18 protein-coding genes are annotated in these 18,057 nt (G+C 72.7%); 12 read left to right on the forward strand and 6 right to left on the reverse strand.

Going from position 1 to position 18,057, the window contains the following annotated elements:
- Positions 1 to 462 precede the first annotated feature (462 nt).
- The 5 genes from polX to KLI87_RS26790 all read right to left on the reverse strand — a co-directional run bounded on the left by polX (position 463) and on the right by KLI87_RS26790 (position 5,850).
- Positions 463 to 2,181 (reverse strand): DNA polymerase/3'-5' exonuclease PolX, encoded by a 1,719-nt coding sequence (gene polX / locus KLI87_RS26770; protein ID WP_214619182.1) that lies wholly within the window; start codon positions 2,179 to 2,181, stop codon positions 463 to 465.
- 39 nt (positions 2,182 to 2,220) lie between these two features.
- Entirely contained in the window at positions 2,221 to 3,060 is an 840-nt protein-coding gene (gene prcB, locus KLI87_RS26775) for a proteasome subunit beta (RefSeq protein WP_214619183.1), read from the reverse strand.
- Positions 3,061 to 3,177: 117 nt separating this feature from the next.
- Positions 3,178 to 4,128 (reverse strand): DMT family transporter, encoded by a 951-nt coding sequence (locus KLI87_RS26780; RefSeq protein ID WP_374225480.1) that lies wholly within the window; start codon positions 4,126 to 4,128, stop codon positions 3,178 to 3,180.
- A gap of 4 nt (positions 4,129 to 4,132) precedes the next feature.
- A complete protein-coding gene (locus tag KLI87_RS26785; protein WP_156216852.1) occupies positions 4,133 to 4,927 on the reverse strand; it encodes an ABC transporter permease in 795 nt (264 codons plus the stop codon).
- Positions 4,924 to 5,850 (reverse strand): ABC transporter ATP-binding protein, encoded by a 927-nt coding sequence (locus tag KLI87_RS26790; protein ID WP_214619184.1) that lies wholly within the window; start codon positions 5,848 to 5,850, stop codon positions 4,924 to 4,926. The genes KLI87_RS26785 and KLI87_RS26790 overlap by 4 nt, the downstream gene beginning before the upstream one ends.
- Before the next feature lie 197 nt (positions 5,851 to 6,047).
- Between KLI87_RS26790 and argF the strand changes: the two genes are divergently transcribed.
- From argF to KLI87_RS26850, 12 genes are all read left to right on the forward strand, one after another.
- On the forward strand, positions 6,048 to 7,049 hold the full coding sequence (argF, locus tag KLI87_RS26795; protein ID WP_214619185.1) for an ornithine carbamoyltransferase: 1,002 nt from the start codon (positions 6,048 to 6,050) through the stop codon (positions 7,047 to 7,049).
- Between the two features lie 47 nt (positions 7,050 to 7,096).
- Positions 7,097 to 8,035: a carbamate kinase gene (arcC, locus tag KLI87_RS26800; RefSeq protein WP_214619186.1), complete on the forward strand. Its 939-nt coding sequence runs from the start codon at positions 7,097 to 7,099 to the stop codon at positions 8,033 to 8,035.
- Entirely contained in the window at positions 8,032 to 9,513 is a 1,482-nt protein-coding gene (locus KLI87_RS26805) for an amino acid permease (protein WP_214619187.1), read from the forward strand. Before arcC ends, KLI87_RS26805 begins: the two co-directional genes overlap by 4 nt.
- On the forward strand, positions 9,510 to 10,490 hold the full coding sequence (locus KLI87_RS26810) for a universal stress protein (protein WP_156216848.1): 981 nt from the start codon (positions 9,510 to 9,512) through the stop codon (positions 10,488 to 10,490). The genes KLI87_RS26805 and KLI87_RS26810 overlap by 4 nt, the downstream gene beginning before the upstream one ends.
- A gap of 134 nt (positions 10,491 to 10,624) precedes the next feature.
- Positions 10,625 to 11,515 (forward strand): metalloregulator ArsR/SmtB family transcription factor, encoded by an 891-nt coding sequence (locus KLI87_RS26815; RefSeq protein WP_214619188.1) that lies wholly within the window; start codon positions 10,625 to 10,627, stop codon positions 11,513 to 11,515.
- Positions 11,512 to 12,924, forward strand: a complete 1,413-nt coding sequence (gene sufB / locus KLI87_RS26820; RefSeq protein WP_156216847.1) for a Fe-S cluster assembly protein SufB — start codon at positions 11,512 to 11,514, stop codon at positions 12,922 to 12,924. Before KLI87_RS26815 ends, sufB begins: the two co-directional genes overlap by 4 nt.
- Positions 12,924 to 14,060 (forward strand): Fe-S cluster assembly protein SufD, encoded by a 1,137-nt coding sequence (gene sufD, locus KLI87_RS26825; RefSeq protein ID WP_214619189.1) that lies wholly within the window; start codon positions 12,924 to 12,926, stop codon positions 14,058 to 14,060. Before sufB ends, sufD begins: the two co-directional genes overlap by 1 nt.
- Positions 14,057 to 14,374, forward strand: coding sequence for a bifunctional 3-phenylpropionate/cinnamic acid dioxygenase ferredoxin subunit (locus KLI87_RS26830; protein ID WP_156216845.1), 318 nt, complete (start codon positions 14,057 to 14,059; stop codon positions 14,372 to 14,374). Before sufD ends, KLI87_RS26830 begins: the two co-directional genes overlap by 4 nt.
- A gap of 15 nt (positions 14,375 to 14,389) precedes the next feature.
- Entirely contained in the window at positions 14,390 to 15,157 is a 768-nt protein-coding gene (sufC, locus tag KLI87_RS26835) for a Fe-S cluster assembly ATPase SufC (protein ID WP_156216844.1), read from the forward strand.
- Positions 15,154 to 16,416 (forward strand): cysteine desulfurase, encoded by a 1,263-nt coding sequence (locus KLI87_RS26840; protein WP_214619190.1) that lies wholly within the window; start codon positions 15,154 to 15,156, stop codon positions 16,414 to 16,416. Before sufC ends, KLI87_RS26840 begins: the two co-directional genes overlap by 4 nt.
- Positions 16,417 to 16,469: 53 nt before the next feature.
- Positions 16,470 to 16,928 (forward strand): Fe-S cluster assembly sulfur transfer protein SufU, encoded by a 459-nt coding sequence (sufU, locus tag KLI87_RS26845; RefSeq protein WP_214619191.1) that lies wholly within the window; start codon positions 16,470 to 16,472, stop codon positions 16,926 to 16,928.
- Positions 16,925 to 17,254: a metal-sulfur cluster assembly factor gene (locus KLI87_RS26850; protein ID WP_156216841.1), complete on the forward strand. Its 330-nt coding sequence runs from the start codon at positions 16,925 to 16,927 to the stop codon at positions 17,252 to 17,254. The genes sufU and KLI87_RS26850 overlap by 4 nt, the downstream gene beginning before the upstream one ends.
- 112 nt (positions 17,255 to 17,366) lie before the next feature.
- Here KLI87_RS26850 and KLI87_RS26855 read toward each other — a convergent pair whose 3' ends face one another.
- The gene (locus KLI87_RS26855; protein ID WP_156216840.1) at positions 17,367 to 17,942 is read right to left on the reverse strand and encodes a hypothetical protein; all 576 of its coding nucleotides are present in this window, start codon (positions 17,940 to 17,942) and stop codon (positions 17,367 to 17,369) included.
- Positions 17,943 to 18,057: the final 115 nt, after the last annotated feature.

Genomic DNA, 18,057 nt, shown 5'->3' on the forward strand with positions numbered 1-18,057 from the left:
AGGGCCCGTAGGCGTGCGGTGAGCCTCGCCGCTTGCCTGTAACTTTTCGCACCGGGCCGCTTCTGGGGGCGGCTCAGGGGGTGCGCCCGTCTCCCGGAGGGTCCGGAGCCGTACAGTGAGCCTTGCCGCTCGCCTGGGGGTCTTCGCGCTGGGCTGCTTTTGAGAGGCGGCTCAGGGGGTGCGCTTGTTTTCGGAGGGTCCGTAGGCGTGCGGTGAGGCTCGCCGCTTGCCGGAGCCCGAGGGTGCGCCGTGCGGTGAGTTCCGCGAGTGCGTCGTGTCTCCCGGATACGGACGCGCAGGTCCGGTGGCTCGACCGGACCAGGTGCTGCCCTCTTGGGCCGGGCCTTCGAGAGGCCCCAGACCTCCCGAGGACGCAGTGGGGGCGGGGCAAGTCTTGGGCGAGCTATGCCCTACAGGGGCCTCCGGGGTTCTGCGGGTTCGGGCGGCGGGGAGTGGTCGAGTTCAGGTCTTCTTGAGGAAGGCGCGGAGGCGGGGGAGGGGCCAGGTGTTGATGACGTCGTCGGGGGTCAGCCAGCCGCGCTGGGCGGTGCCGACGCCGTAGCGGATGTTGCGGTGGTGGCCGAGGGAGTGGGCGTCGGTGTCGATGGAGAAGCGGCAGCCGAAGCGCTTGGCGCGGCGGATCAGGTCGGCGGGCAGGTCGAGGCGGTCGGGGAAGGAGTCGATCTCCAGGGCGGTGCCGGTGCGGGCGGCGGCGCGGAAGACCTCGTCCCAGTCGGCGTCGACCGGGGGGCGGCGGCCGATGCTGCGGGCCGTGGGGTGGCCGATGACATGGACGTGCGGGTTCTCGCACGCGCGGACGAGGCGCCGCGTCATGGCGGCCTGGTCCTGGGTGAAGTGGGAGTGGACGGAGGCCACGCACACGTCGAAGCCGGACAGGAAGTCGGCGTCCCAGTCGACGCCGCCGTCGGGGTCGATGTTGAGTTCGGTGCCGTGCAGGAGCACGAGGCCCGGGTACTCCTTCTGGAGTTCGGCGATCCGCTCCCGCTGCGCCAGCGTCTTCTCGTCGGTCATGCGCTGCATGACCAGGTCGGGCGCGTGGTCGGTGATCGCGTAGTACTCCAGGCCGCGGGACGCGGCCGCGGCGGCCATGGCCTCCAGGGACGCGGTCCCGTCGGTCAGGTCGGTGTGGCTGTGCAGGTCGCCGCGCAGGTCGGCCTCGGTGACCAGGTCGGGCAGCGTGCCGTCGAGGGCGGCCTCGATCTCGCCGGTGTCCTCGCGGAGGGTCGGGTGGATCCAGGGCAGGCCGAGGCGGTCGTAGACCTCCTCCTCGGTCGCGGAGACGATCGGCTCGTCCGAGCCGGCGTGGAACAGGCCGTACTCGGAGAGCTTGAGCCCGGCCCGCACCGCGATCTCGCGGGTGCGGATGTTGTGCGCCTGGGAGCCGGTGAAGTACTGCATCGCGGCGCCCCACGACTCGGGCGGGACGACCCGCAGGTCGACCTGGAGGCCGGTGGCGGTGCGGATCGAGGTCTTCTTGTCGCCGCCCGCGACGACCTCGGCGACGACGGGCAGCGCGGTGAACGCCTCCATGATCGGATGCGGGTCGCGGGACGCGGCGAGGACGTCGACGTCCCCGATCGTCTCGCGCATGCGGCGCAGCGACCCGGCGTGCGCGCAGCGCTCCACCTGGGGCAGCGCCGACAGCGCCGCGACGATCTCGTCGGCGACGCTCGCGGCCGCGTCGACCAGGACGCGCCCGCCCGAGGCGCGCATCAGCTCGATGCCACGCAGGATGTTCTCCTCGGTCTTGGCGCCGAAGCCCTTCAGGCCGCTGAGCCTGCCCTCCTCGATCGCGGTGGCCAGCTCGTCGACCGAGGAGACGCCGAGCTCCTCGTAGACGGTCAGGGCCTTCTTCGGGCCGAGGGTGGGGATCGCGGTGAGGGCGCGGACGCCCGCGGGGATCCGCAGGCGCAGCTCCTCGACCTGCCGGATCGTGCCCGTGGCGTTGTAGTCGGCGACCTTCTTGGCGATCGCCGAGCCGACCGACGGGATCGCGCGGAGCCCGGCGAGGTCGAGCTCGGCGATATCGCCGGGGTGCCCGGCGATCGCGCGGGCCGCCTTCTCGTACGCCCTGATCTTGAACGCGTCGCCGCCCGTGATCGAGAGCAGGTCCGCCAGTTCCTGGATGAGGGCCGCAGCCTCGTCGTTCGCCCGTGCCATACGGCCGAGTCTACGAGCCGGGTACGACGTTTCCGGCGCTCAGCGCAGTGGCGCTACGGGCCCGCGGGGCGCGCTCCGGCGCGCGTCGAGGACCTCCCCGGCGATCTCGGCGACCTCGTCCTGCGGCAGGGCGCGGTAGCCGTCCTCGGTGACGACCGCGACGGTGGGGTAGATGCGCCGCGACCGGTCGGGGCCGCCGGTGGCGGAGTCGTCGTCGGCGGCGTCGTAGAGCGCCTGGACGCTGACGGTCGCGGCGTCCCGGATCGACAGGTCGGGCCGGTAGAGCTTCTTGAGCGAGCCGAGCGCGTAGGGGGAGCCGGAGCCGTCGGCGTGGAAGCCGCGGGTCTCCTGCGGGGCGCCGGTGATGTCGTAGGAGTAGATCCGCCCGGTCTCGGCGCCCGGCTCGTACCCGGCGAACAGCGGGACGACCGCGAGGCCCTGGAGCGCCTGCGCGAGGTTGGCCTGGATGACGGCGCCGAGGCGGCGGGCCTTGGCCGGCAGCGACAGCGGGACGGTCTCCATCTTCTCGTAGTGCTCCAGCTCCACCTGGAACAGGCGGACCATCTCCAGTGCGATCCCGACGGTGCCGGCGAACGCCACGGCGGAGTACTCGTCGCCGCGCTGCACCTTCTCCAGCTCGCGGTAGGCGATGCGGTTGCCCTGGGTGGCGCGCCGGTCGCCCGCCATCATGACGCCGCCCGGGAACGTCAGCGCCAGGACGGTCGTGCCGTGCGGCAGCTCGGGGACGGCCCCGGCGTCCGGCAGCCGGTTGACGGGCAGCAGGCCGGGGGAGTGCAGGCGCAGGAAGTCGACGAACGACGCCGTCCCCACCTCGAAGAACTCGGGCGGGATCCCCTGGTCCTCGGTGCTGCCGGTCACGAAGGCTCCTCTCGGCTCGACGGTCGCCTGCCCCGATCCTCGCACGGCGCCGCGCCCGTCCGCGACGTCCCGGACGTTTCCGGCGCTTCCCGCGTCACGCGGGCCGCGCTTTCGGCGTCACGCCTCCGGTGCCTCGGGCGGGTTCCGCTGGCCCAGCGTGGCGCCCGCGCAGGCGACGATCACGCAGCCGATCGCGGCCCACTGCCGGGCGCCGAGGACCTCGCCGAGGATCGTCACGCCGACGAGCGCGGCGACGGCGGGCTCCAGGCTCATCAGGATGCCGAAGACGCGGGCGGGCATCCGCCGCAGCGCCTCCAGCTCCAGCGAGTAGGGGATCACCGACGACAGCAGCCCGACGCCGAGGCCGATCAGCAGCAGCTTCGGGTCGAGCAGCGCGGTGCCGCCGGAGGCGACGCCGAGCGGCAGGACCAGCGCCGTCCCGACGATGCTGGCGACGGCGAGCCCGGTCGAGCCGGAGAACCGCTTGCCGGTGGCGGCGGTCAGCAGGATGTAGGCGGCCCAGCACGCCCCGGCGAGCAGCGCGAACCCGACGCCGACGAGGTCCATGTCGCCGCCGCCCTCGGCCAGCATCACCACGCCCGTGCCCGCCAGCGCCGCCCACACGAGGTCGCGGGGACGCCGGGACGCGGCGAGCGCGACCAGCAGCGGCCCGAGGAACTCGATCGTCACCGCGACGCCGAGGGGGATCCGGGCGAACGACTGGTAGATCGAGAAGTTCATCAGCGACAGCGCCAGCCCGAACCCGGCCGCGATCGCCAGGCTCGTGCGGGAGTGGTCGCGCAGGACCGTCCGCAGCGCGCCCCGGGCGAGGAAGCCCAGCACGATCGCCGAGGTCAGCAGCCGGATCGACACGACGGCGCTCGGCGGCAGCCGGTCGAAGAGGTTCTTGGCGAGCCCGGCGCCGACCTGGAGCGAGATGATGCCGAACAGGATCAGCGCGGGCGGCGGCACCGACCCCAGCGACAGCGAACCGAGCGAGAACCTACCGGGCGAGGACGCGCGTCCGGAACGCCGCAGGGGCGGGCCGGGTGCCTCGGTGAGCGCCACCGTCTCACTCCCACCTGAAGAATCGGGCCGCGAGGACGAGCCCCGCGGCGGCCCACACGGCCAGGACGAGGAGCGGCTTGCCGGGGAACGCGGCCCCGTCCTGCAGGACGCGGCGCAGCCCGTCCGCCAGCGCGGAGATGGGCAGCAGCTCCAGGGCGTCCCGGACACCGCCGGGGAACTTGTCGAGGGGGAACACCACGCCGCCGACCGCCAGCAGCAGGATGTAGACGAGGTTGGCGGCGGCGAGGGTCGCCTCGGCCCGGAGCGTTCCCGCCATCAGCAGCCCGAACCCGCTGAACGCGGCGGTGCCGAGCAGGAGCAGCGCGAGCACCGAGGCGGGGTCGCCGTGCGGGTGCCAGCCCAGCGCCAGCGCCACGGCGCAGATCACCGCGGCCTGGAGCGCCTCGACCGCGACGACCGTGAGGGTCTTGGCGGCGATCAGCCCGCCGCGCGGCAGCGGCGTGGCGCCGAGCCGCTTCAGCACGCCGTAGCGGCGCTCGAAGCCGGTGCCGATCGCCTGGCCGGTGAACGCGGTGGACATCACCGCCAGCGCGAGGATCCCGGGCGCGAGGAAGTCGACGCGGCGGCCGGAGCCGAGGTCCAGCAGCGAGGTGGCGCTGAACAGGGTGAGCAGCACGACCGGGATGACCAGCGTCAGCAGCAGCTGCTCGCCGTTGCGCAGCACCGTGCGGAACTCGTAGGCGGCCTGGGACAGGACCATGCGCGGCAGCGGGACGGCGCCCGGCGCGGGCGCGAGGTCCAGCTCGGCCGCCGCGGGTCCGGGCGTGGCCGTGGTCATGGGCGCAGCTCCCGTCCGGTCAGCTCCAGGAAGACGTCCTCCAGCGTGCGGCGCTCGATGCGCAGGTCCTCGGTGAGGACGCCGTGCGAGGCGCACCAGGCGGTGACGGTCGCCAGCAGTTCGGGGCGCACGTCCGCCTCGATCAGGTAGTGCCCGGCGGGCGACTCCTTGGCGGCGCTCCCGGCGGGCAGCGCGGAGATCAGCTCCTCCAGCCCGAGCCCCGGGCGGGCGCGGAAGCGCAGCTGCCGCTCGGCGCCGGTCAGCTCGACCGGGGTGCCCTCCGCGACGACCCTGCCGTGGTCGACGATGACGACCCGGTCGGCGAGCCGCTCGGCCTCGTCCATGTTGTGGGTGGTGAGCACGACCGACGCCCCGGCGGCGCGCAGCCCCTCGACCAGCTCCCAGGTGGCGTGCCTGGCCTGCGGGTCGAGGCCGGTGGTGGGCTCGTCGAGGAACACCAGCTCGGGGCGTCCGACCACGGCGACCGCCAGCGACAGCCGCTGCTGTTGCCCGCCCGACAGCCGCCGGAACGGGGTGCGGGCGTGCTCGGTGAGCCCGAGCCGCGCCAGCAGCGCGTCCAGGTCGAGGGGGGTGGCGTGGAAGGAGGCGACGAGCTTCAGGAACTCCCCGGCCCGCGCCGTGCCCGGCACGCCGCCCGACTGCGGCATGACGCCGACGCGGGGTTTGAGGGCCCGCGCGTCGGCGACGGGGTCGAGGCCGAGGACGCGGACGGTCCCGGCGTCGGCGCGGCGGAACCCCTCGCAGATCTCGATCGTCGTGGTCTTGCCCGCCCCGTTGGGCCCGAGCAGCGCCGTGACGGCGCCCCGGGCGGCGGTCAGCGACAGGCCGTCCACGGCCGCCGCCGTGCCGTAGCGCTTGACGAGCGAGCCCAGCTCGACCGCGCCGTCTCCGGGGGGTGTCATGCAGATGAGTCTAGGTCCGGGCCCGGACGGGCCCGCGTCCGGCACCGCCGCTCGGCGCGCCCGCCCGGCTCCCGCGACCGCGCGGGGAGGCGTTTCGTCGATCGGGCGCCGGGTAGCTCCCGGGCCGTAAGGGTCGTACGCCGCATGGCTCGTCCCCACGACCACGGATGACGTCACGAGGGACGGAGGCCCGGCGCATGGCGTACAACCTGCGGGGGCGCAGCCTGCTCCGCGAGCTGGACCTCGCACCGAGGGAGTTCGGCTTCCTGCTCGACCTGGCGGCGGAGCTGAAGGCCGCCAAGCGCGGCGGGACCGAGCGTCCCCGCCTGACCGGCAGGAACATCGCGCTGATCTTCGAGAAGACCTCCACCAGGACGCGCTGCGCGTTCGAGGTCGCCGCGCACGACCAGGGCGCCCACACCACCTACCTCGACCCGGGCCACGCGCAGATCGGCCACAAGGAGTCGATGAAGGACACCGCGCGCGTCCTCGGGCGGATGTTCGACGCCATCGAGTTCCGGGGGGCCAGCCAGCGGCACCTGGAGGACCTGGCCCACTACTCCGGCGTGCCGGTCTACAACGGGCTGACCGACGACTGGCATCCGACGCAGATGCTCGCCGACATGCTCACCATGCGCGAGCACGGCGGCAAGCCCGCGCACGAGATCACCTACGCCTACCTGGGCGACGCCCGCAGCAACATGGGCAACTCCTACGTGGTGGCGGGCGCGCTGCTCGGCATGGACGTCCGGATCGTCGCGCCCCGTGCCCTCTGGCCGGACGAGACGGCCGTCGTCAAGCCCGCCCGCGCGGTCGCCGCCGCGACCGGCGCGCGGATCAGCGTCCTCGACGACGTCGCGGAGGGCGTCCGGGGCGCCGACTTCGTCCTCACCGACATCTGGGTCTCGATGGGCGAGCCCGAGGACATCTGGGAGGAGCGGATCGCGCTGCTGCGCCCCTACCAGGTGAACGCGGCCGTGATGGCCGCGACCGGGAACCCGCGCGCGAAGTTCATGCACTGCCTGCCGTCCTTCCACAACCGGGAGACGTCGGTGGGGGAAAGGGTCTTCCAGCGGACCGGGCTGGAGGAGTTGGAGGTGACCGACGAGGTCTTCGAGTCGGACGCCTCGGTCGTCTTCGACGAGGCGGAGAACCGGATGCACACGATCAAGGCGGTCATGGTCGCGACGCTCGGCTGACCGGGGCGTCGCGTCCTCCGGCCGCCGGGAGGGGACGGGCGAGGGGTATGCGCGTACTGGTCGCGCTCGGAGGGAACGCGCTGGTCAAGCGGGGCGACACGCCCGACGCCGACCTGCAGCGGGCCAACGTCGACACGGCGGTGCGGGCGCTCGCGCCGCTCGCCGAGCGGCACGAGCTGATCCTCACGCACGGCAACGGGCCGCAGGTCGGGGTGCTGTCGCTGGAGAGCGTGAACGACGCCGCGCTGACCCGCCCCTACCCGCTGGACACGATCGGCGCCGAGACCCAGGGCATGATCGGCTACTGGATGCTCCAGGCCCTGCAGAACGCGCTGCCGGGCCGCCAGGTCGTCGCCATGATCAACCAGACGCTGGTGTCGGCGGTCGACCCGGCGTTCGAGCGCCCCACCAAGTTCGTCGGCCAGGTCTACCCGCGTGCGGAGGCGGAGCGGCTCGCCGCCGAGTACGGCTGGACGGTCGCCGAGGACGGCGGCGCCGGGTGGCGCCGCGTCGTGCCCTCGCCGCGGCCGCAGCGGGTGATCGAGACCCGGCTGATCCGGCTGCTCGTGCGGAGCGGGGCGGTCGTGGTCTGCGCGGGCGGCGGGGGGATCCCGGTGTTCCGCAACGACGTCGGACGGCTGGAGGGCGTCGAGGCGGTGATCGACAAGGACCTCACCGCGTCCGTGCTGGCCGAGACGCTGGAGGTGGACGCGCTGCTGATCCTCACCGACGTCCCGCAGGTCATGCGGAACTTCGGGACGTCCCGCCAGGAGGGGATCGGGCACACCACCCCGCACGAGCTGCGCGCCGAGGAGTTCCCCGCCGGGTCGATGGGGCCGAAGGTCGAGGCCGCCGCCGGGTTCGTCGAGCGGACCGGCGACATGGCCGCGATCGGGCGGCTCGACGAGTGCGAGCGGATCCTGGAGGGGGCGGCCGGGACGATCATCACGCCGAACGCCACCTGGCCGCTGGAGAGCACGCTGTGACCGCCACCGCGAGCCCCACGGGCGGCACCCCCCACGGCCCGGGGCGCGGGCTGGTGCGGGAGCTGCTGCGGACCAAGCCCGTCGACCGGATCGTCGCCGAGGGCGGCCAGGGCGAGGGCGGCGAGCTGCGGCGGTCGATGAGCCTGCTCCAGCTCACGCTGTTCAGCGTCGGCGCGACGCTCGGCACGGGCATCTTCGTCGTGCTGGGCGAGGCGGTGCCGAAGGCGGGCCCGGCCGTCGTGCTGGCGTTCGTCCTCGCGGCGGTCACCGCGCTGTTCTCCGCCCTGTCCTACGCCGAGCTGGCCGGGACGATCCCGGTGTCCGGCTCGTCCTACTCCTACGCCTACGCGACGCTCGGCGAGCTGGTCGCGTGGGTGTGCGGGTGGTGCCTGCTGCTGGAGTACGCGGTCTCGGTGTCGGCGGTCGCGGTCGGCTGGGGCTCCTACCTGAACGAGTTCTTCGCCAAGGCGTTCGACGTCACGATGCCCGCGGCGATCAGCAACTCGCCGGGCGAGGGCGGCGGCGTCCTCAACCTGCCCGCCGTCGCCGTGGTGGCGATCGCGACGTTCCTGCTGCTGCGCGGCACGTCCGAGAGCGCCACCGCCAACACGGTCATGGTGTTCCTCAAGATCGCCGTGCTGCTGTTCTTCTGCGCCGTCGCCTTCACCGCGTTCCGGGGCGGGAACCTGACCCCGTTCGCGCCGATGGGCTGGGCCGGGATCAGCGCCGCCGGGTCCAAGGTGTTCTTCTCCTACATCGGCTTCGACGCCGCGTCCACCGCCGGGGAGGAGGCCCGCGACCCCCGGCGCGACCTGCCGCTCGCCATCGTGCTGTCGCTGGCGATCGTGACCGCCGTCTACGTGCTGGTCGGGCTCGCCGCCGTCGGCGCGATGCACTGGACCCGGTTCGAGCTGTCGGGCTCGGAGGCCTCGCTCGCGCGGGTGCTGGACGAGGCGACCGGGCGCTCCTGGCCGTCCATGATCCTCTCGCTCGGCGCGGTCGTCGCGATCGCCAGCGTCGTGCTCACCGTCATGTACGGGCAGACCCGCATCCTGTTCGCGATGTCGCGGGACGGCCTCGTCCCGCACGTGTTCCAGAAGGTCAGCCCGCGCCGCGCCGTGCCCGTCGCCAACACCCTGATCGTCGCCGCCTTCATCGCGGTGCTCGCCGCGGCGGTCCCGCTCGGCCGCCTCGTGGACGCCACCAGCATCGGCACGCTGTTCGCGTTCTCGCTGGTCAGCGTCGGCGTCATCGTGCTCCGGCGGACCAGGCCCGACCTGCCGCGCAGCTTCCGGACACCGCTCTACCCGGTGACACCGCTGCTCGGCGTCGGGTTCTGCGTGTACCTGATGGTCGGGCTCGGCGGCGTCACGTGGATGGTGTTCCTGCTGTGGACGCTCGTCGGGCTCGCCGCCTACGCCCTCTACGGGCGGCGCCACTCGCGGCTCGCCCCCGGCAACCGGAAGGAGAACCGATGAGCGACCGGGACGGAATGCGCGTCCTCGTCGGGTACGCGCCCGACGACCGCGGCGACGACGCGCTGGCCCTGGGGGCGCGGTTCGTCCGGGCGGCCGAGGGCTCGCTGACCGTGGCCAACATCCACCCGCCCGCCTGGCCCGCGCGCGGGCCCGGCTCGGTCGACGCCGAGTGGGTGTCCTACCTGCGCGAACGCTCGGACGCCGCGCTCGACCAGGCCCTGGACCACCTCTACCCCCTCTCGCTCCGGGACGGGGTGACCCGGCGCGTCCACGCGCACCGGGGCAGCGGGCGCGGGCTGATCGAGGTCGCCCGCGACACCGGCGCCGGGCTGATCGTGATCGGCTCCGCGCCGCGCGGCCGCCGCGGCCGGATCGCCATCGGCAGCACCGCCGACCAGCTGCTGCACGGCTCGCCCGTGCCCGTCCTGCTCGCGCCGCGCGGCTACGCCGAGGAGGCGCCGCCCCGGTTCGAGCGGCTCACCATCGCCTACTGGCGGCACCGCGACGCGGGCGGGCCGCTCGCCTCGGCCGCCGGGTTCGCGCGGGTGCTCGGGCTGCCGATCCGGCTCCTCACGCTGGTGCTGCGCCCGCCCGGCCTCGCCGCCCGGTTCCGCGGCGCCGACGAGCTCATGGCCCGGCAGCTCGCCCAGGCCGAGGAGGGCCTCGCCCAGGCCGCCGCCCTGTTCACCGACGACCCGGACGGCCAGGGCGGGGGGAGCGGCGCGGGCGGCTCCGGCGGCCTCGGGAAGGCCGCCGTGGAGACCGAGGCCGTGGTCGGGACCGGTGTCGCCGCGGCCCTCGGCTCCTGCGACATGCTGCCCGGCGAGGTGCTGGCCTGCCTGTCCAGCAACGACGGCCCGCTGCGCAAGGTGTTCCTCGGCGAGGGCTCCGGCAAGATCGTCCGCGCGGCGCCGTGCCCGGTGCTCGTCCTGCCCCGGGGCGCGGTGCCGTCGCTCCCGTCGGAGCCGCAGGGCTGATCACGCCGGTCCCGCCGCCCCGGGCCACACCCGGCGAAGGTCAAGGTTAGGTAAGGCTTGCCTGCGTGAGGTACGACATCGGGATTCCGGTGTTTCGCAGGAAGGAATTACGGCACACTGATGTTGTGAAAAACGTGAGCCAGGATCGGACGAACGCGGAGGCCGCCGTCGCGCGGCCCTCAGGCGTGCCTTCCGTCCCTGGTCACGGCGGTGGAGGCGGGCTCGCAGGCGGGCGGCAGGCGGGCGGCGACACCGAGCGCGACACCCGCGCCCGCGTCGCCCGGCTCATCCTGGAGCACGGCCCGGTCACCGCGTCCACCCTAGGGGAGCGCGTCGGCCTCACGCCGGCCGCCATCCGCAGGCACCTGGACGCGCTGCTGGCCGAGGGCATGATCGAGGTCCGCAAGGCACGGACGCAGGCCCGGCGCGGCCGGGGCCGTCCCGCCAAGTGGTTCGCCATCACCGACGCCGGGCGCAGCGCGTTCGTCCACGCCTACGACGACCTCGCCTCCAGCGCCCTGCGCTTCCTCGCCGAGCGGGCGGGCGACCACGCGGTCGCCGAGTTCGCCCGGCGGCAGATCGCCGACCTGGAGCGGCGCTACCGCCCCGTCGTGCAGGCGGCCCCGCCCCAACAGCGGGTCCGCACGCTCGCCGAGGCGCTGTCGGGCGACGGCTACGCGGCCGCCGCCGCCAAGGCGCCGCAGGGCGCGGGCGAGCAGCTGTGCCAGCACCACTGCCCGGTCGCGCACGTCGCCGCGGAGTTCCCGCAGCTGTGCGAGGCCGAGACCGAGGCGTTCAGCCGGCTGCTCGGGACCCCGGTCCAGCGGCTGGCCACGATCGCGCACGGCGACGGGATCTGCACCACCCACGTCAGCTCCCGCTCGCTGTGCGGGCCGGGCGCGGGTGGGCCCGCCCCCGAGGGGGACGCGGGGGAGCGCTCCCCCGAGCCGCCGGCCTCCGCAACGACGCCGGCCCCTGAAAAGACATCGCACACTGACGAGGAGTCCGGGAGGACGTCCCTATGACTACTGCAGCCCACCCCGAGCTGGAGGGGCTCGACAGGTACAAGTTCGGCTGGGCCGACTCCGACGCCGCGGGTGCCTCCGCGCGCCGGGGTCTGAACGAGGATGTCGTCCGCGACATCTCGGCCAAGAAGGGCGAGCCGGACTGGATGCTCGACCTCCGTCTCAAGGGGCTGCGGCTGTTCGCCAAGAAGCCGATGCCCACCTGGGGCTCGGACCTGTCGGCGATCGACTTCGACAACATCAAGTACTTCGTCCGCTCCACCGAGAAGCAGGCGGCGTCCTGGGAGGAGCTCCCCGAGGACATCAAGAACACCTACGACAAGCTCGGCATCCCCGAGGCGGAGAAGCAGCGCCTCATCGCCGGCGTCGCCGCCCAGTACGAGTCCGAGGTCGTCTACCACAAGATCCGCGAGGACCTTGAGGAGAAGGGCGTCATCTTCCTCGACACCGACACGGGCCTGAAGGAGCACCCGGAGATCTTCCAGGAGTACTTCGGGTCGGTGATCCCCGTCGGCGACAACAAGTTCGCCGCGCTGAACACCGCCGTGTGGTCGGGGGGCTCGTTCATCTACGTCCCGCCGGGCGTGCACGTGGAGATCCCGCTCCAGGCCTACTTCCGGATCAACACCGAGAACATGGGCCAGTTCGAGCGGACGCTGATCATCGCCGACGAGGGCTCCTACGTCCACTACGTCGAGGGTTGTACCGCTCCGATCTACAAGTCGGACTCGCTGCACTCGGCCGTCGTGGAGATCGTCGTGAAGAAGGACGCCCGCGTCCGCTACACCACGATCCAGAACTGGTCGAACAACGTCTACAACCTGGTGACCAAGCGCGCCGTCGCCTACGAGGGCGCGACGATGGAGTGGGTCGACGGCAACATCGGCTCCAAGGTCACGATGAAGTACCCGGCGGTGTACCTGCTGGGCGAGCACGCCAAGGGCGAGACCCTGTCGATCGCGTTCGCCGGCGAGGACCAGCACCAGGACGCGGGCGCCAAGATGGTGCACGCGGCGCCGAACACCTCCTCCACCATCGTGTCCAAGTCGGTGGCGCGGGGCGGCGGCCGCACGTCCTACCGGGGCCTCGTGCAGATCCAGGAGGGCGCCGAGCACAGCAAGTCCACGGTCAAGTGCGACGCGCTGCTCGTCGACCAGATCAGCCGGTCCGACACCTACCCCTACGTGGACGTCCGCGAGGACGACGTGGAGATGGGCCACGAGGCCACCGTCTCCAAGGTGTCGGAGGACCAGCTGTTCTACCTGATGAGCCGCGGCCTCACCGAGGACGAGGCGATGGCGATGATCGTGCGCGGGTTCGTCGAGCCGATCGCGCGCGAGCTGCCGATGGAGTACGCCCTGGAGCTGAACCGGCTCATCGAACTGCAGATGGAAGGAGCCGTCGGCTGATGGGGCTCGACACCAGGCCTCTGTCGACGCTGCACGACAAGGCGTCCTACGAGGTGGCCGACTTCGACGTGCCCACGGGCCGCGAGGAGGAGTGGCGGTTCACGCCGCTGCGGCGCCTGCGCGGCCTGCACAACGGCACCGCCGAGGCGCACGGCAAGGTCGTGCTGGAGGCCGAGGCGCCGCCGGAGGTCACCGTCGAGACGGTCGGCCGCGACGACGCCCGCCTCGGCACGGCCTACGTGCCCGCGGACCGCGTCAGCGCCCAGGCGTGGGCCTCGTTCACGCACGCCACGGTCGTGACCGTGCCGAAGGAGGCCGTCGCGTCGGCGCCGACCGTCCTGCGGCTGCGCGGCGAGGACGACTCGTCCGCCGCCTACGGGCACACCACCGTGATCCTGGAGCCGTTCGCCGAGGCGACCGTCGTGCTCGCGCACCGCGGCTCGGCGACCTACGCCGACAACGTCGAGTTCGTCGTCGGCGACGGCGCGCGGCTCTCGGTGATCAGCCTGCAGGACTGGGCGGACGGCAGCGTCCACGTCTCCCACCAGCACGCGCGGCTCGGCCGCGACGCCCGGTTCGTCTCGCACAACGTCTCGCTCGGCGGCGACCTCGTGCGGATCTCCCCGTCGGTCGGCTACGACGCGCCCGGCGGCGACGCCGAGCTGTACGGGGTGTACTTCGCCGACGGCGGCCAGCACCTGGAGCACCGCCTGCTGGTCGACCACACGGTGCCGAACTGCCGCAGCCGCGTCGACTACCGCGGCGCCCTCCAGGACGAGGACGCGCACGCCGTCTGGATCGGCGACGTGATCATCCGCGCGGAGGCCGAGGGCACCGACACCTACGAGCTGAACCGCAACCTCGTCCTCACCGACGGGACCCGCGTCGACTCGGTGCCGAACCTGGAGATCCTCACCGGCGAGGTCGCCGGCGCGGGCCACGCGTCCGCGTCCGGGCGGCTCGACGACGAGCACCTGTTCTACCTCCAGGCCCGGGGGATCACCTTCGACGAGGCGCGCCGCATGGTGGTGCGCGGGTTCCTCGGCCAGCTGATCGAGCGCATCGAGGTCGCCGAGGTCCGCGAGAAGGTCCGGGAGGCCATCGAGGCCGAGCTCGACCGGGGTGCGGCCCGATGACCTACGTGAAGGTCTGCCCGCTCGCCGACGTCCCCGCCGACGGGGCGCTGGCGGTCGAGGTCGGCGACACCCCGGTCGCGATCGCCCGCAGCGGCGAGGACCTCTACGCGCTCAACGACATCTGCTCGCACGCCGAGGTCTCGCTGTCGGAGGGCGAGGTCTACGACGGCACGATCGAGTGCTGGCTGCACGGGTCCTGCTTCGACCTGCGCACCGGCAAGCCCACGAACCCGCCGGCGACGCAGCCGGTCGCCACCTACAAGGTCAAGGTCGAGGACGGCGACGTCTACGTCTCGCTCGGCTCCGACGACTAAGGAACAGCACGCATTATGGCCACGCTAGAGATCCGCGACCTCCACGTCTCCGTCGCCGACGGCTCCGACGGGACCAAGGAGATCCTGCGCGGGGTCGACCTGACCGTGCAGGCCGGTGAGACCCACGCGCTGATGGGGCCGAACGGCTCCGGCAAGTCGACCCTCGCCTACGCCGTCGCCGGGCACCCGAAGTACGAGGTGACCGCCGGCACCGTCACGCTGGACGGCGAGGACGTGCTCGGCATGTCCGTCGACGAGCGCGCCCGCGCCGGGCTGTTCCTCGCGATGCAGTACCCGGTCGAGGTCCCCGGCGTCTCGGTGTCGAACTTCCTGCGCTCGGCCGTCACCGCCGTCCGCGGCGAGGCGCCGAAGCTGCGCGAGTTCTCCAAGGAGATGAAGAAGGCGATGGACGACCTGTCCATCGACCCCGCGTTCGCGCAGCGCAGCCTGAACGAGGGCTTCTCCGGCGGCGAGAAGAAGCGGCACGAGATCCTCCAGCTGGAGATGCTCAAACCGAAGATCGCCGTCCTGGACGAGACCGACTCCGGCCTCGACGTCGACGCGCTCAAGGTCGTCTCCGAGGGCGTCAACCGCTTCTCCTCCGGCGCCGGCACCGGCGTCCTGCTCATCACCCACTACACGCGCATCCTGCGGTACGTGAAGCCCGACTTCGTGCACGTGTTCTCCGGCGGCCGCGTCGTCGCCGAGGGCGGCCCGGAGCTGGCCGACGAGCTGGAGAACGAGGGCTACGAGAAGTACGCGAAGGCGGGCGCGGCGCTATGACCCTGTTGCCCGAGGAGCTGAAGAAGGACTTCCCGCTCCTGCAGCGCACCGTCCGGGACGGGCGCCAGCTCGTCTACCTGGACTCGGGCGCGACGTCGCAGAAGCCGCTCCGCGTCCTGGACGCCGAGCGCGAGTTCTACGAGCGCTACAACGCCGCCCCGCACCGGGGCGCGCACCAGCTCGCCGAGGAGGCGACCGAGGCGTATGAGAACGCGCGCGCCTCGATCGCCCGGTTCATCGGCGCCTCGCCAGGCGAGATCGTGTTCACCAAGAACGCCACCGAGGGCATCAACCTGGTCGCGTACGCGATGAGCAACGCCGCCACCGCCGGCGCGGAGGCCGAGCGCTTCCGGGTCGGCCCCGGCGACGAGGTCGTGGTGACCGAGATGGAGCACCACGCCAACCTCGTCCCGTGGCAGGAGCTGTGCCGCCGCACCGGCGCGACCCTGCGCTGGTTCGGCATCACCGACGACGGCCGCCTGGACCTCGACGACCTCGACACGCTCGTCAACGAGCGCACGAAGATCGTCGCGCTGACGCACCAGTCGAACGTGCTCGGGACCGTTCCGCCCACCAAGCGGATCGCCGCGCGGGCGCACGCGGTGGGCGCGCTCGTCCTGCTGGACGCGGCGCAGTCCGTCCCGCACCAGCCGGTCGACGTCGGCGAGCTGGACGCCGACTTCCTGGCGTTCTCGGGCCACAAGATGCTCGGCCCGACCGGCATCGGGGTGCTGTGGGGCCGCCGCGAGCTGCTGGAGACGATGCCGCCGTTCATCACCGGCGGGTCGATGATCGAGACCGTCCACATGGAGTCGACGACGTTCATGCCGCCGCCGCAGCGGTTCGAGGCGGGCGTCCCGATGACCGCGCAGGCCATCGGCCTCGGCGCGGCCTGCGACTACCTCGCCGACATCGGCATGGACCGCGTCCACGAGCACGAGCGGACCCTCACCGGCTACTCCCTGGAGCGGCTCGGCGAGATCCCGGGCGTCCGGATCATCGGCCCCGGCACCACCGAGGCCCGCGGCGGCGCCGTCGCGTTCACCGTCGAGGACATCCACCCGCACGACGTCGGCCAGGTGCTGGACGACCTGGGCGTCGAGGTCCGGGTCGGGCACCACTGCGCGTGGCCGATCTGCCGCCGCTTCGGCATCCCGGCGACCACCCGCGCGACCTTCTACCTCTACAACAACCTCGCCGACGTGGACGCGCTCGCCGACGGGGTCCGCCAGGCGCAGAAGTTCTTCGGCACCGCCTGAGGAACAGCCCGGCGGCGGCCCCGGTTGAAGCGAGAAAGGCACGAAAGGACGACATGCAGCTGGAGGCGATGTACCAGGAGGTCATCCTGGACCACTACCGCAACCCCCACCACAAGGGGCTGCGGGAGCCGTACGAGGGCGAGGCGCACCACGTCAACCCGACCTGCGGCGACGAGGTGACGCTGCGCGTGCACCTCGACGGCTCGGGCCAGGACGCCATGGTCGCCGACGTCTCCTACGACGCCATGGGCTGCTCGATCAGCCAGGCCAGCGCCTCGGTGATGGCCGACCTGATCATCGGCAAGCCGGTCAAGGAGGCCATGGCGGTCGGCGAGGAGTTCCTGGCGCTGATGCAGTCGCGCGGCCAGGACATCGCGCCCGACGAGGACGTCCTGGAGGACGCGATCGCCTTCGCCGGGGTCTCCAAGTACCCCGCCCGCATCAAGTGCGCCCTGCTCGCCTGGATGGCGTGGAAGGACGCGACCGCCCGCGCTCTCGGAGAGGCATCATGACCGAAACCACCGACACGGCCGTCCCCGCGGAGGACGAGATCCTTGAGGCGCTCAAGGACGTCGTCGACCCCGAACTCGGCATCAACGTCGTGGACCTCGGCCTGGTGTACGGCGTCAACCTCGACGCCGAGGTCGCGACCCTGGACATGACCCTCACCAGCGCCGCCTGCCCCCTCACCGACGTGATCGAGGACCAGGCCCACAGCGCCCTGGAGGGCCTCGTCAAGGACGTCAAGATCAACTGGGTCTGGCTCCCGCCGTGGGGCCCCGACAAGATCACCGACGAGGGCCGCGACCAGCTCCGCGCCCTCGGCTTCAACGTCTGACCCACGCACCCCCGAAGGCCGCGTCCCGCCCACGGACGCGGCCTCAGGTGTATCTGGGGAACTCCGCCGACCCGGTTTCTCAAGCGGCGGATGGGCGAGTCGCCCTGCCGGTTCACGCCCGGGGGGTGCGGTCGGCGGGGCTCGTGGCGGATCCCTTCTTGGGCTTGGCCGGCCAGATCGTGTAGGTGATCGGCCACAGCGACCAGATCGCCAGGACGACGCCGAGGCGGGTGAGCCAGCCGCTGAGCTGCTCGGTGCGGTCCGCGTCGCCGACGATGGCGATCATCAGCAGGAGGATGCCGCAGGACAGGGCCGTCGCGACGACCGCCTTGACGAACTCGCGCCACTCGTAGGCGGCCCGCGCCCGGCCGTGTTTGGGCTTCTCCCCAGGCGGGGGTCCGCCGGCGAAGCGGTGCGCGAACCGCTCGTCCGCCCAGCGGATCATGCTGTGGCCGAACGCGACCGAGTAGCCGACGTAGGCGGCGGACAGGCCGTGGCCGAAGCCCGCGGTCGCTCCGCCGCGCAGGTCGACCACCGTGACGGTCAGCAGGACGACGTCCACCAGCGGGACGCACATCAGGAGCGCCGCGCCGGTGCGGCGCAGGCGCAGCGGGTACCGGGCGACGAGCCCGGCGGCGAGGACGACCCAGAAGCCGATCTCGCAACCGGCGATGACCGCGATGAGCATGCCTCCATGGTCGGGCGGGCGGGACGCCCCGCGCCTCCTCTGGGCTGAGGTTTCCCGGGTCGTCCGAAGGATGTACGGCGGCCGTCACCAGGTCGGACGCGGGCACCCGGGCGGA

It is taken from the genome of Actinomadura sp. NEAU-AAG7, assembly GCF_018603865.1.
GTDB lineage: Bacteria > Actinomycetota > Actinomycetes > Streptosporangiales > Streptosporangiaceae > Spirillospora > Spirillospora litoris.